This is a genomic window from Streptomyces sp. NRRL F-5126 (genome assembly GCF_000721265.1).
Taxonomy (GTDB): Bacteria; Actinomycetota; Actinomycetes; order Streptomycetales; family Streptomycetaceae; genus Streptomyces.
The window spans coordinates 419919-432417 of record NZ_JOFZ01000006.1 but is presented as its reverse complement, the minus strand read 5'-3'; the positions used below and the strand labels follow the sequence as shown (position 1 = coordinate 432417).

15 protein-coding genes and 1 pseudogene are annotated in these 12499 nt (G+C 71.2%); 10 read left to right on the top strand and 6 right to left on the bottom strand.

The window, feature by feature from the left end; translation table 11 throughout:
• Positions 1-69 precede the first annotated feature (69 nt).
• The 3 genes and pseudogenes from IH48_RS0114855 to IH48_RS0114845 form a co-directional block, all read left to right on the top strand.
• A pseudogene (locus IH48_RS0114855) lies at positions 70-1350 on the top strand (PspC domain-containing protein); the annotation flags it as partial.
• A gap of 77 nt (positions 1351-1427) precedes the next feature.
• Positions 1428-2114 (top strand): LuxR C-terminal-related transcriptional regulator, encoded by a 687-nt coding sequence (locus tag IH48_RS0114850; RefSeq protein WP_030903680.1) that lies wholly within the window; start codon positions 1428-1430, stop codon positions 2112-2114.
• Between the two features lie 77 nt (positions 2115-2191).
• The gene (locus tag IH48_RS0114845; RefSeq protein ID WP_030903679.1) at positions 2192-2797 is read left to right on the top strand and encodes a dihydrofolate reductase family protein; all 606 of its coding nucleotides are present in this window, start codon (positions 2192-2194) and stop codon (positions 2795-2797) included.
• Here the strand turns inward: IH48_RS0114845 and IH48_RS0114840 are convergent.
• Positions 2794-3537, bottom strand: a complete 744-nt coding sequence (locus IH48_RS0114840) for an SDR family oxidoreductase (protein WP_030903677.1) — start codon at positions 3535-3537, stop codon at positions 2794-2796. The genes IH48_RS0114845 and IH48_RS0114840 overlap by 4 nt on opposite strands.
• A gap of 119 nt (positions 3538-3656) precedes the next feature.
• Here IH48_RS0114840 and IH48_RS0114835 point away from each other — a divergent pair, with 119 nt between their 5' ends.
• Entirely contained in the window at positions 3657-4559 is a 903-nt protein-coding gene (locus tag IH48_RS0114835; RefSeq protein WP_030903676.1) for a LysR family transcriptional regulator, read from the top strand.
• A gap of 57 nt (positions 4560-4616) precedes the next feature.
• On the opposite strand, the gene IH48_RS37385 is transcribed toward IH48_RS0114835, so the two are convergent.
• From IH48_RS37385 to IH48_RS0114820, 3 genes are all read right to left on the bottom strand, one after another.
• On the bottom strand, positions 4617-6227 hold the full coding sequence (locus IH48_RS37385) for a caspase family protein (protein ID WP_051839776.1): 1611 nt from the start codon (positions 6225-6227) through the stop codon (positions 4617-4619).
• A complete protein-coding gene (locus tag IH48_RS0114825; RefSeq protein ID WP_158710296.1) occupies positions 6220-6555 on the bottom strand; it encodes an effector-associated constant component EACC1 in 336 nt (111 codons plus the stop codon). Before IH48_RS0114825 ends, IH48_RS37385 begins: the two co-directional genes overlap by 8 nt.
• Positions 6556-6759: 204 nt before the next feature.
• Positions 6760-7170 carry an ATP-binding protein gene (locus IH48_RS0114820; RefSeq protein WP_030903673.1) on the bottom strand — a complete coding sequence of 137 codons (411 nt, stop codon included), beginning with the start codon at positions 7168-7170 and terminating at the stop codon, positions 6760-6762.
• A gap of 69 nt (positions 7171-7239) precedes the next feature.
• Here IH48_RS0114820 and IH48_RS0114815 point away from each other — a divergent pair, with 69 nt between their 5' ends.
• The 3 genes from IH48_RS0114815 to IH48_RS0114805 all read left to right on the top strand — a co-directional run bounded on the left by IH48_RS0114815 (position 7240) and on the right by IH48_RS0114805 (position 9393).
• The gene (locus IH48_RS0114815) at positions 7240-8043 is read left to right on the top strand and encodes a helix-turn-helix domain-containing protein (protein ID WP_037841932.1); all 804 of its coding nucleotides are present in this window, start codon (positions 7240-7242) and stop codon (positions 8041-8043) included.
• Complete coding sequence (locus IH48_RS0114810) at positions 8040-8282, top strand: DUF397 domain-containing protein (protein ID WP_030903670.1); 243 nt, start codon at positions 8040-8042, stop codon at positions 8280-8282. The genes IH48_RS0114815 and IH48_RS0114810 overlap by 4 nt, the downstream gene beginning before the upstream one ends.
• A gap of 229 nt (positions 8283-8511) precedes the next feature.
• A complete protein-coding gene (locus IH48_RS0114805; protein ID WP_051839775.1) occupies positions 8512-9393 on the top strand; it encodes a hypothetical protein in 882 nt (293 codons plus the stop codon).
• A 133-nt stretch (positions 9394-9526) separates the two neighbouring features.
• Here the strand turns inward: IH48_RS0114805 and IH48_RS0114800 are convergent, their stop codons facing one another.
• Positions 9527-9979, bottom strand: coding sequence for an ArsI/CadI family heavy metal resistance metalloenzyme (locus IH48_RS0114800; RefSeq protein WP_030903667.1), 453 nt, complete (start codon positions 9977-9979; stop codon positions 9527-9529).
• Positions 9980-10057: 78 nt separating this feature from the next.
• On the opposite strand from IH48_RS0114800, the gene IH48_RS0114795 reads away from it, so the two are divergent.
• Genes IH48_RS0114795 through IH48_RS0114785 form a run of 3 tightly spaced genes read left to right on the top strand, consistent with a single transcriptional unit; the run spans position 10058 to position 11953 of the window.
• Positions 10058-10456 carry an ArsR/SmtB family transcription factor gene (locus IH48_RS0114795; protein ID WP_030903666.1) on the top strand — a complete coding sequence of 133 codons (399 nt, stop codon included), beginning with the start codon at positions 10058-10060 and terminating at the stop codon, positions 10454-10456.
• On the top strand, positions 10453-11541 hold the full coding sequence (gene arsB, locus IH48_RS0114790; protein ID WP_030903665.1) for an ACR3 family arsenite efflux transporter: 1089 nt from the start codon (positions 10453-10455) through the stop codon (positions 11539-11541). Before IH48_RS0114795 ends, arsB begins: the two co-directional genes overlap by 4 nt.
• Positions 11534-11953 carry an arsenate reductase ArsC gene (locus IH48_RS0114785; RefSeq protein WP_030903664.1) on the top strand — a complete coding sequence of 140 codons (420 nt, stop codon included), beginning with the start codon at positions 11534-11536 and terminating at the stop codon, positions 11951-11953. Before arsB ends, IH48_RS0114785 begins: the two co-directional genes overlap by 8 nt.
• A 104-nt stretch (positions 11954-12057) precedes the next feature.
• Here IH48_RS0114785 and IH48_RS0114780 read toward each other — a convergent pair whose 3' ends face one another.
• Positions 12058-12447, bottom strand: a complete 390-nt coding sequence (locus IH48_RS0114780) for a hypothetical protein (protein WP_158710295.1) — start codon at positions 12445-12447, stop codon at positions 12058-12060.
• Positions 12448-12499 lie beyond the last annotated feature (52 nt).

Below are 12499 nucleotides of genomic sequence, written 5' to 3'. Positions count from 1 at the left end.
ACCCCCGACGTCCCTGATATCGGCCGCCAACCCGTGCCCGGGGCCGCCCACCCGTGTGACCATCGGAGCATGCCAGCCGCCGCCACGCCCCGAGCCGCAGGAACCGAGGAGCAGCCACCGCGCAAGCTGTACCGCAGCGCGGACGGCCGCTTTTTCGGCGGTGTGGCGCGCGGCCTCGCGGGCCACCTCGGGCTCCCCGTCGTATGGGTGCGGCTCGCGTTCCTCGCGCTGTTCTTCGCGCAGGGGCTCGGCGCGCTGCTGTACGCCGTGTTCTGGATCGTCGTGCCGCTCGGTGTCGGCGGCACGTCCGCCGCCGAGCCGCGGTCGCTGTTCGAGACCACGAGCGACGGCAGGCGCAGGCTGCGCAAGCCCGACAAGGGCCAGGTCTTCGCGCTGGTCGCGCTGGCCGTCGGCGCGGCGATCTTCGTCGGCAATGTGAACATGGGGCGGGCGGGCGCCGGGCGCTACATCTGGCCGATGCTGCTGATCGGCGTCGGGCTCGTGCTGGTCTGGCGCCAGGCGGACAACGCGCGCAGGGCCAGGTGGACGGAGATCGGGCGGCGCCGCCGGGTCCTCCAGGCCGCGCGCGGCGTCGCGGGCGTCGCGCTGGTGGGGCTCGGGCTGACGGTGTTCGTGGCGGTGCGCGGCTCGGCGGCCCAGTTCGGCAATGTGCTGACGGCGTCGATCGCGGTCGTCGCCGGCGTCGGCCTGCTCGTCGGCCCCTGGCTCGTCCGCATGACGCAGGACCTGTCGGAGGAGCGGCTGATGCGGATCAGGGCGCAGGAGCGCGCGGAGGTCGCCGCCCATGTGCACGACTCCGTGCTGCACACCCTGACGCTGATCCAGCGCAACGCCGACGACGGCGGCGAGGTGCGGCGCCTCGCGCGCGCCCAGGAGCGGGAACTGCGCGCGTGGCTCTACAAACCGGAAGGCACGGGCAAGGACGAGTCGCAGGAGCCCGACACGCTCGCCGAGGCCGTGAAGAAGACGGCGGCGGAGGTCGAGGACCACCACGGCGTGCCCATCGAGGTCGTCGTCGTCGGCGACTGCCCGCTGGACGAGAAGCTCGGCGCACAGCTCCAGGCCGCGCGCGAGGCCATGGTCAACGCGGCGAAGTACGGTGGCGAGGGCGGCGCCGTCCAGGTGTACGCGGAGGTCGAGGGCAGGACCGTGTTCATCTCCGTACGGGACAGGGGCCCCGGCTTCGACCTCGACGCCGTGCCGGACGACCGGATGGGCGTGCGGGGTTCGATCATCGGCAGAATGAAGCGCAACGGCGGCACTGCGGTGCTGCGGACGGCGCCCGAGGGCGGCACGGTGGTCGAGCTGGAGATGGAACGGGCCGCCGAGACGGGCGCGGGCCCCGCGGCGGGCGGCGCCTCGGCGCCGGCAGGACACGAATCGACACGAACGAGGGGCGACAAGGCATGAGCAGCGACGACGCACCGGAAGCGCGCCGCGTGCGCGTCGTCCTGGTGGACGACCACCGCATGTTCCGCACGGGCGTGCAGGCCGAGATCGGCCGCACGGAGGAGACAGGCGTCGAGGTCGTGGGCGAGGCGGCCGACGTCGACCAGGCGGTCACGGTCATCACGGCGACGCGCCCCGAGGTGGTCCTGCTCGACGTGCACCTGCCGGGCGGCGGCGGAGTGGAGGTGCTGCGCCGCTGCGCGTCCCTGATGTCCGCGCCCGAGGATCCGGTGCGCTTCCTCGCGCTGTCGGTGTCGGACGCGGCGGAGGACGTCATCGGCGTCATCAGGGGCGGCGCGCGCGGCTACGTGACGAAGACGATCACGGGCACGGACCTGGTGAACTCGATCTTCCGGGTGCAGGAGGGCGACGCGGTCTTCTCGCCCCGTCTCGCGGGCTTCGTCCTCGACGCCTTCGCCTCGACGGACGCACCCCCGGTGGACGAGGACCTGGACCGCCTCACCCAGCGCGAGCGCGAGGTCCTGCGGCTGATCGCGCGCGGCTACGCGTACAAGGAGATCGCGAAGCAGCTGTTCATCTCCGTCAAGACGGTGGAGTCCCATGTCTCGGCGGTGCTGCGCAAGCTCCAGCTCTCCAACCGCCACGAGCTGACCCGCTGGGCGACGGCCCGCCGCCTGGTCTGAGCGCCCACCGGCCCCCGGCCGATGAGATCGCGGCAGGTGCGCGGTCTACCCCTCGACGAGACGAAGGGAGCGCTACCATGCGCGAGATCATCGTTTGCACGTTCCTGACGCTGGACGGCGTCATGCAGGCGCCGGGCGGTCCTGACGAGGACGCCGAGAACGGCTTCGGGCAGGGCGGCTGGCAGAAGCCGGTGACCGACGAGGGGGTCGGCGAGGCCATCGCCGGCTGGTACGAGCGCTCCGACGCGATGCTGCTGGGCCGCAAGACGTACGACATCTTCGCGTCGTACTGGCCGACCGCCGATCCCGGCGACCCGTTCACCGAACGGATGAACGGCATGCACAAGTACGTGGCGTCCCGGACCCTGACGTCCGTCGAGTGGCAGAACTCCACGCTGCTTGAGGGCGACACCGCCGAAGCCGTGCGCAGGCTGAAGGAGTCCGACGGCGGCAGCATCCAGGTCGTCGGCAGCGGCGACCTCGCCCAGACCCTCATGCGGCACGGCCTCGTCGACGAGTACCGGCTGACCATCCACCCGGTGATCGTCGGCAGCGGCAAGCGGCTGTTCGCCGACGGGGCGATCCCGACCGCGCTTGAGCCGGTCAGCGTCTCGACGACGAAGAGCGGCACGATCGTCGGCGTCTACCGGACGAACGGCGAGCCCGGCCACGGCAGCTTCTAGAGCTGCGAGGCCCCTCCGTCGACGGGGAATTCCGTTCCCGTCGAGAACGTCGCGCCGAACGCCAGGTACGCCACCGCGGCCGCCACCTCCTCGGATACACCCACCCGCCGCATCGGGTTGGTGCTCCGGTAGGTCTCCTTCATCGTCTCCGCGACGTCGGCGGGGAACGAGCGGTCCAGGATGCCCGTGTCGATCGGTCCCGGGCTCACGGCGTTGACGCGCACCTTGCGGGGCAGCAACTCGCGGGCCAGGGAGCGCGTCATCGACCGCAGGGCCGCCTTGCTCGCCGAGTAGACGCTGAGCGCGTCGACGCCCAGGACGTTCACCACCGACGTGGTGAGCACCACGCCCCCTCCCTCGCGCATCAGCGGCGCCAGCGCCTGCACCGTGAAGTACGCGCCCTTCGTGTTGATGTCGAACAGCGCGTCGTACATCTCCTCCGTCGTCGCGTCGAACGGCGCGGACGCGGTGGCACCGGCGTTGACGAACAACGCGTCCACCTCGCCGAACCGCTCACGGACCGTGCCGGCCAGCGCTTTGGTGTCCGGCAGGGACGCCGCGTCGCTGCGGACGGCGACGGCCCTGTCGCCCAGCTGCTCCAGGGCCGCGTCCAGGCCGGCCTGTGTGCGCCCGGTGATCAGTACGTGCGCACCGCCGTCCGCGAACAACCGGGCAGCCGCCAGGCCGATACCGCTGCTTCCGCCCGTGATCACGATCTTCTTGCCCTCATAAGTGGTCATGCCCTCAAGCGAACTGCCCACCCGCACGCCCCGTCCAAGACCTGTTCCGCATGCCGCCATGTCCCCGGCGTATGACGGCAGGCGACGCCCCCTGGGCGACGCGACGTACTCTGGGTCGGGTGGACGTTGATCTGCGGCTCGTGCGCTACTTCACGGTCGTGGCGGAGCACGGCAACTTCGGCCGGGCCGCCACCCGGCTGCACCTGGCGCAGCCGTCGCTGAGCCGCCAGATCCAGCGCCTTGAGGCCGAGCTCGGCGTCAGGCTCTTCGACCGCACGCCGCAGGGCACCACCCTCACCGACGCCGGCCAGGCATTCCTCCCCAGGGCCCGAGCACTGCTCGACGACGCGGAGCAGGCCGCCCGCGCCGCCAGAGCCGCCGTCCAGCCCCATGCCGTCACCGTCGGCTGCGCGGAAGGCCTCGTCATCACCGCCTGCGTGCAGGAGCTGCGCCGCCGCCACCCCGACAGCCAGGTCCGCACCCGGCACCTCGATTGGCGCGACACGCGCCCCCTCGCCGAGGGGCGGGTCGACGCCGTCGTCGGCTACAGGCCGCTGCCCTTCCCCACGGACGGCTTGCGGGTGACGGATCTTGACGAGGTATCGCGGGTACTCGTCACGTCGGCCGGCCACCGCCTGGCGAACGAGAAGGCCGTCAGCCTGTCGGCGCTGTCGGACGAGGGACTGGTGGCTTGTGAGAGCACTCCGGTCGTCTGGAGCACGCCCAAGCCGGTCGGCGACCGCCCGGCTCCACCCCCGCCCACGGGCGACGACAGCTACGAGGACAAGCTCGAACTCATCGCCACCGGCCACTGCGTCGCGATCTTCCCCGCCGGTGACCGGCGCGCCGCGGTACGCGAGGACATCGCCGTGGTGCCCGTGGTCGACATCGACCCCTGCGAGCTCGTGCTCGTCACGCGTGCCGACGACCCCAACCCGCTCCTCGGTTCCCTGGCGGGCGTCGCACGAGCCTTCTTCGGCGCGGCGTCCCGGCGGGGGAAGAGCGAACTGCCCGTCAGCTGACCGACGGCCGGCCGCCTGGTCCGAGGGCCGGGTCCGGGGCCCGTCGCCCGGGTGGGCTCACCGGCTCCCGCCGGGCTTCTTCCAGAGCGTCACGGAGAGGGTGAACGTGGGGTTCTTGACAGTGGTGTTCAACCCCCCCTTCCCGTACGGCCCGCCGATGCCCTTGAACGTCATCTTCGCGACAGCGCCGCCGGTCGTGGTGACGCACCACGATGTCCCCCGCTTCACGTCCCGGGCGAGCACCAGTGCCCCGAGAGGCCTGGTGCGCGCCGCGTCCTCACACTGTGCCGCGGTGCGCACCTCGGGCCCCGCGGTGCCGTAGTGCACCTGGGGATCGCTGTCGGTGTTGGGCTCCAGGGCGCCGGCGCTTTTGTCGTCCTCGTCGGCGCACCCGTGGTAGTCGAGTTCACCGTCGGAGCCCGGCTCGCCGGCGAGGTTGAGATAGCCGAGCACGACCGAGGGCTTGTCCAGGTCCAGTACCTGGTACCCGTTGTCGCTGCAGTTCGCCGCCGGCCAGGTGATCTTCTTGTCCCGGTAGACAACCGTGTCCACAGGCGACGGGCTGTGGGACACCGGCGGGCTCGGGGACTTCGAACCGGTGGGCGAGGGGTGCCCGGTGTCGGTGATGGTGGGCGAGGGGTCGGGATGCTTTCCACCGTTGTCGAACGCGTCGACCACACCCCAACCCGCCGCGGCGAGTGCCAATACCGAAGTGGCCGCCAGGAGGGCCCCGCGCCGACGCGCGGCGAGGGCCCTCTCCGGCTGCGGTATGTCCGGGCCGCCGTGGTGCGGGCCGCCGTGGAAGGAGTCGCCCCATGGGCGTGAGGCGTGGTCAGGCCCCGTACCGTTCCCGGCGAACGCGCCGGAGGACGTCGCCCCCTCGCTCCTGGCCCTGTCCCCGGCCCCGGCCCCGTCCCCGGCCCCGGCCCCGGCCCCGGCAGGGCCGTACCCGCGGTTCAGGGCGAGCAGGCCGGTGTCGCCGGCCGCCATGCGCTGGGGCCTGGGCAGGCCACGGCCGGCCAGGTTCCGGTCCACCTCGCGGTGGAGTTCGTCGAGGCTGCGCGGCGCGGGATGGTCGAGCGCCGACAGCAGCGCCCCCGTGTACGCCGTGTACCTGTCCCCGGCCGGGGCGAGGGCGGGTGCGGTCTCGGGCGTCGAGGTCAGCGTGTACGTACCGGTCAGATCGAGCTGGCCGAGCACCAGGCTGCTCGTTCCCGACATGGCCGTCAGCGCCTGACCGGAGAAGCAGCAGTCCACGATCAGCACCCGGTTGGCGGCCCGGGCGCCGGTGACGGTCCGCTTGAAGAGACCCACCGGCACGGCGGAGTAGCCGACGTGGTCGGTGTCGGTGCTGCCGACGGCGAGGTGCAGCCTGCCGTCGTCGTCCAGCACCCCGTGCCCCGCGTAGTAGACGAGCAGCAGGTCGTCGGCCTCGCGTGCCGCCCACGACAGCGCTTCGCCCACAGCGCGCGGGTCGGTGGGGTCGGCGACCGTGCGGCAGTGGGCGGGCGGCAGCACACCCCTCGTCGGGTGGGTCAGCGCGGCCCAGAGACCGGTCAGGTTCTCCCGGACCGAGAGCAGCGGCGGCAGCCGGGCGTCGGCGAACCGGCTGACGCCCAGCAGCACGGCCCGGCTCCGCAGGCCGTCCGCCGTCCGGACCTCATTCACGCCCCGGCTCCCGGGCGGCGGCCAGCAGTTCGCGGGCGGCGGCCACGGGATCGGCGGCCCGCTTGACGTCGATCTCGATCCGGCGCCCGTCGTGCTCCACGACCACCCGGGCGCTGCCGCGCCGCGACGCCACCCAGTTGCACAGCGGCGTCAGCAGGGCCGTGAGCCCGCCGCCGCCCACCACCACGCTGAGCACGTCGAGCACGCCGCCCATCTGACCGGGCTCCGGCGGACGCCGCTCCCAGTCCACCCGGCCGCGCAACGCGCTGTCGGCCACCAACCACTGGCGCAGCGCCGTCAGTTGTGCCGGACCACCCTCTCCGGGCACCTCCAGCCTCACCTTTCCCGCTTCCGAACCCGCGTCCGAACCGGCCCCCGTTGTCACTGCGTTGTCCCCTTCCCCAGAACGATCGTCCGGCCATCCTGGCACGCGGGGCCAGGAGCGGAAACCGGCTTCGGCCGAGAGCTGTCGATCTCTGGCGTCGGAACCGGCCGGCAGATCCGCCGGCCCGAGTAGGGGCGCAGGCGGGGGCTATGTCGCCTCGCCCGGGAGGAGCTCGAACCAGACCGTCTTGCCGATCCCGCACGCCCTTGGCGCCGCGCCCCACCGCGCGGCGAGCGCGGCCACAAGGGCGAGGCCGCGGCCCGTCTCGTCGTCCGAAGCGGCGTGCCGCACGCGCGGCAGCGCGGCGCAGGCGTCGGACACCTCGACGCGCAGGGATCCGCCGTCGCTGTCGAGCAGCACGCGCGCCCGGATCTCCCGCCCCCGCGCGCAGTCGGCGTGCCGCAGGGCATTGGTGACGAGTTCGCTCAGCAGCAGGACGGACGTGTCCGTCACCTCGTCGGGCACCTTCCACTCGGCTGCCTGCACGGAGAGCAACGACCGGGCACGCGCGACGCTGCGGGGATGGCGGCTGAAGTGCCACTCGACCTCGTGATTCATGGGACGCAGAGTGCCGGGATGCGCCATGCTTGAGCAGTCACGAGGCGTGTACGGAGGGTGGCTGTACCCATGGAGAACACCCCGCCACCGATGGCCTGGCGCTACTGCGGCAACCAGATCAAGCGCTGGCGCGAGCGATCGGGCGTCACCCGGGAGAAGCTGGCGACCGAGGCCAGTTGCTCGTACGAGTACGTCAAATCCATGGAGACGGGACGGCGCCGTCCGACGCTGCACTTGCTGCGCGTGGCGGACGAGTTGTTCGAGGCGGGCGGGTTACTGGTGGCTGCGCAGGAGTACTTGCAGCCGGAGCGGTTCGCCTCGTTCTCGCAGGACTTCATCCGCTATGAGGCGGAGGCGATCGCCGTCTCGTCGTACCAACCACTGCTGGTGCCAGGCCTCTTGCAGACGAGGGAGATGGTGCTAGCCCTGCTCACCGCGCACTGGCCGCCGTTGGACGACGAGACAATCGAGGTGCGGGCCGAAGCTCGGTTGGAACGGCAGGGCCTGCTGGCCAAGCCGACCAGATCGTTCAGCTTCGTCATCGGGGAGTCAGTATTGCACCATGCCTTTGTTCCTCCGGACGCGCACCAGCGGCAGTTGTGCCACCTCTTGGCCGTTGGGGAGCGGCGTAACGTGGCGATCCAAGTGCTCCCCTCCGGAGGCGCGCACCCGGGGCTCAACGGCCCCTTGGTGCTGCTGGAAACACCTGACCACGACCATCTCGCCTACGAAGAAGGCCAGCTCTCGGGTCTGCTATACGCCGACGCGGACAAGGTCTCCCTCGTCACGCAACGCCATGCCATGATCCTCCGGCAGGCGCTGAGTCCGGAGGAGTCGGCGCGCTTCATCAGCAAGTTGGCGGAGGAGCTATGAACACCGACCTGACGTGGTTCAAGTCCACCTACAGCAACACCTCGGGTGGCGAGTGTGTCGAGGTCGCCCTGGACTGGCGGAAGTCGACGTACAGCGGCACGGAAGGGGGCGACTGCATAGAGGTCGCCACCTGCCCGGGCCTGGTGCACGTCCGTGACTCGAAGCTCAGGGACGGCGGCCAGTTGGCTGTCCCCGCCGATTCGTGGGCGGAGTTCGTCGCGTTCGCGCGGCGCGGCTGAGACTCGGGATTCGAGAAGCGGGATCCGAGCGTCTTCCCCAAGGAAGGGGAGGTTGGTTACTACCCACCCACCCTCCCAACCCCGCACATACCCGGAAGGGTTACATTTCGTGAGCGGCTTGCCACTCGGTGTGGCCACCGTCTAGCTTTCGTCGTGACAGTGAACGACCCCGGCAGGTGTTAGAGCACCGCACCGGGGCCTGACCTCCAAGATCGAAGGAACCGATCTCGTGGCTGACACGAACCTTAATCCTGCCCCTCGCCCGCACGCACATCCCCAGGCCACCCCCGGCTACGGGAAGCGTGACGCCTCAGGCCAAGGCCCACTCCGCAAGCGCGACTTCGACGGCCTGCCGGTCCGCGAGGCGTACCTCGCCGCGTTCATCGACGCCTTGCCGGAAGGCTCCGCGATCGACGTGAAGTCCCTGGCCAGGGCCCAGCCCCTGTACGGCCAGCAGGCCGTCGGGTCCGCCCTGCGTGCGCTGTCCGTCGCCGGATTCCTGCATCGCTTCAAGGAGAACGTCGGCGCCGGCGGCCGTATGCGCTGGGTGTGGCGCACGTACTTCTCACGCACCGCCCGCGACGGCGCCTGGTGGACGCGGTTCCTGGCGGGCGACGCAGCGCCGGACGACCCCGAGCCACGGCCGCCGCAGCAGCCGCAGCCGGACCCCGCACCCGCGCGGTCCGAGGCGTACGACGTGCTTGCGACCCTCGGCCGCGTCGACCACCGCCTCGTGCTGTCCGCCCGCGAATGCGCGGCGCTTGAGCCTGACGCTGCTGAGTGGCTGGCGCGCGGGGTGGATCGGGCCGGAATCGTCCAGGCGCTGACGTCGGGGCTGCCGCAGACGGTGATGTCGCCGGGCGGTCTGGTCCGCTGCCGTCTGCGGGACAAGCTTCCGCCCGAGCCGGAGGAGGCCACCGCCGCCCCTGCGAACGCAGGCACGCGGCACATGGTGTGCACGGACTGCGGGGCCCCCGGCGGGCCCCTGTCGCTGGTCGACGGGCGCTGCCGCGCCTGCCGCAGCCTGCCGCCGGAGGACGTGCACCGCTACGTGCGGCTGCTGCGCGCGCCGCTCACCGGGTGCTCGGGTGCGGCCCCCTCTCACGGGTGACGCCCGCCTGGAGCGGCCGACTCGTACGCCTTGTCTGTGAGCCGTGTGGCTCTGTACGTGAGAACGGACAGCACGTCGTGGACCACAGTCGTCCCGGGCTGCGGTCCGCGCTTCGGCCGCAGGGACGGAGCGGTTACTGGGCGGAGCCGCCGCAGCAGCAGGCGTCGGCCGTGGTGCGGCCGCTGTCCGGGGCGGTGTCGGCGCTCTTGCCGAGGGTGTCGGCGTCGGCCTTGACGACGTAGACCTCCCAGGGTTCCTGGCCGGGGCCGTGCACCCAGACCTTGTCCTGGAGGGCGTAGCAGCAGGAGGTGTCGTCCTCCTCGAACGTGGCCAGGCCGGCGTCCTTCAGCCGATCGGTGGCCGCGTTGACCTGGTCGGTGGATTCGACCTCGACGCCGAGGTGGTCGAGGCGGGTGTCCTGTCCGGGCTTGCCCTCGATGAGGACGAGCTTGAGCGGGGGCTCGGTGATGGCGAAATTGGCGTAGCCCTCCCGCCGCTTGGCCGGTTCGGTGCCGAACAGCTTCGAGTAGAAGGTGATCGACGCTTCGAGGTCGCTGACGCGCAGGGCGAGCTGGGCGCGAGACATGGCGTGCTCCCATCGGGTTGCATTGATGTCTTTCGATGCAACCTTGCGCGTTGAATCGAAGAATGTCAACATAGAGGAATGTCGAAGCAAGAGCTTGTGGTGCTGGGTCAGACCGACGGAGTCGCCGTCTGCTGCCCCGGGTTGCTGACCGCGCCCCTGAACGAGGACCAGGCGGGAGAGCTGGCCAAGGTCTTCAAAGCACTGGGGGACCCGGTCCGGCTTCGGCTGCTGTCGATGATCGCCTCGCGTGCAGGCGGTGAGATCTGCGTGTGCGACCTGACCCCTGCCTTCGACCTGTCGCAGCCGACGATCTCCCACCACCTCAAGCTGCTGAAGCAAGCGGGTCTCATCGACAGCGAGCGGCGCGGCACCTGGGTCTACTACCGGCCCGTCCCGGAGATGACCGATCGGCTCGCCGGCGTCCTCACCCGTCCTACGGGCGAGCCCCTGCCCCAGTCGGCCGGGGCCGCCTCGTGAGCGCTCCCGCACCCGGGGGGCCGGCGGGGCGGCTGTCGTTCCTCGACCGCTACCTCGCCGCCTGGATCCTCGCTGCGATGGCCGTCGGGCTCGGCCTGGGCCGCGTGGTCCCAGCGCTGGGGGATGCGCTGGCCGAGGTCACCGTGACGGGGGTGTCCCTGCCGATCGCGCTGGGGCTACTGGTGATGATGTACCCGGTGCTGGCCAAGGTCCGCTACGACCGCCTCGACACCGTCACCCGGGACCGGCGCCTACTGCTGCCGTCCCTGCTGCTGAACTGGATCGTCGGCCCGGCCCTCATGTTCGCCCTCGCGTGGCTGTTCCTGCCGGACCTGCCTGCCTACCGCACCGGCTTGATCATCGTCGGCCTGGCACGCTGCATCGCCATGGTCATCATCTGGAACGACCTGGCCTGCGGCCACCGCGAGGCCGCTGCCGTCCTGGTCGCCCTCAACTCGGTCTTCCAGGTGATCGCGTTCTCCCTGCTGGGCTGGTTCTACCTCTCCGTGCTGCCCGGCTGGCTCGGCCTCCAACAGACTGCGCTGGACGTGCCGGTGTGGACGATCACCCGCAGTGTGCTGATCTTTCTGGGCATCCCGCTCATGGTCGGCTACCTCACTCGCCGCATCGGCGAGAAGACCAAGGGCCGCACCTGGTACGAGGCCACCCTGGTCCCACGCATCGGACCGTTCGCCCTGTACGGGCTGCTGTTCACCGTGGTCATCCTCTTCGCCCTCCAGGGCCACGCCATCACCTCGCAACCCCTCGACGTCGCCCGCATCGCCCTGCCACTGCTCGTTTACTTCGCCCTCATGTGGGCCGGATCCATGGCCCTGGGCCGCACCGTCGGACTCGACTACCCCCGCGCCGCCACGCTGGCCTTCACCGCCGCCGGCAACAATTTCGAACTGGCCATCGCCGTGGCCATCGCCACTTTCGGAGCCACCTCAGGACAGGCTCTCGCGGGCGTCGTCGGACCCCTCATCGAGGTCCCCGCCCTCATCGGACTCGTCCATGTCGCCCTCTACGCCCGCCGCTACTTCACGTCCGCTTCGGCCCCGCAGGAAGATCCTGCCCATGCCTGACAGCCCCTCGCCCTCCGTACTTTTCGCCTGCGTGCACAACGCCGGCCGCTCGCAGATGGCCGCCGCCTTCCTCGCCCACCTCGCAGGTGACCGCGTACAGGTACGCTCGGCCGGCTCCGCGCCCGCCGACGCGGTCAATCCCGCCGTGGTCGCGGCCATGGCCGAGGCCGGCATCGACATCGCGGCCGAGGTGCCCAAGGTCCTCACCACGTACGCGGTGCAAGCCTCGGACGTCGTGATCACCATGGGCTGCGGCGACACCTGCCCCGTCTTTCCGGGCAAGCGTTACCTCGACTGGGACCTCCCCGACCCCGCCGGGCAGGACCTCGCCGCGGTACGCCCCATCCGCGACGAGATCGAGAAGCGGGTTCGCAGCCTCGTCGAAGAGATCGCCTCGGAAGCAAAGCGGTGAGCGTGTGCTGTCGGTTCTCGTGAACCTACCGCGACAGGGCGAGGACGACCGCGAGCGGGATGCAGGCGATCGCCGTAGGGCGCCGGACCGGCGCGGTCGCCGGGTCAGCGTGCGCACGTCCACTGCGTGGCGTACGCCTTGCCCTTCGCGTCGATCATGATGCCCCTGATGCACTCGTCCGGCGCCGTCGTCAGGCTGCCGGAGAGCTGTGCGGCGCCGTGCAGCGTCCTGCTCGTGCCGAACCAGTCCGCGAACGCCGTCAGCCGCGCGTCCCTGCGCTGGTAGCCCAGGCGTACGCGCGTCTCGTGGCGTCCGTCGTTGCGGATGTAGCGCGTGGTGAATGTGCCCGCGGCGCCGATCGGGCCCTCGATGCACAGGCGGCCGGACGCAAGGTCGCCGCAGCCGTCGGGCGGGACCCGCATCGGGGCGAGCACGAGGAGGGAGCCCGCGGCGAGGCACATTCCGGTCGCTCTGACGGCGATGGCTCGTCTCACGGCAGGTCCGTCCCTTCCTCGCGGCCTCCGCGACCCGTCCCGCGGTCGCGTC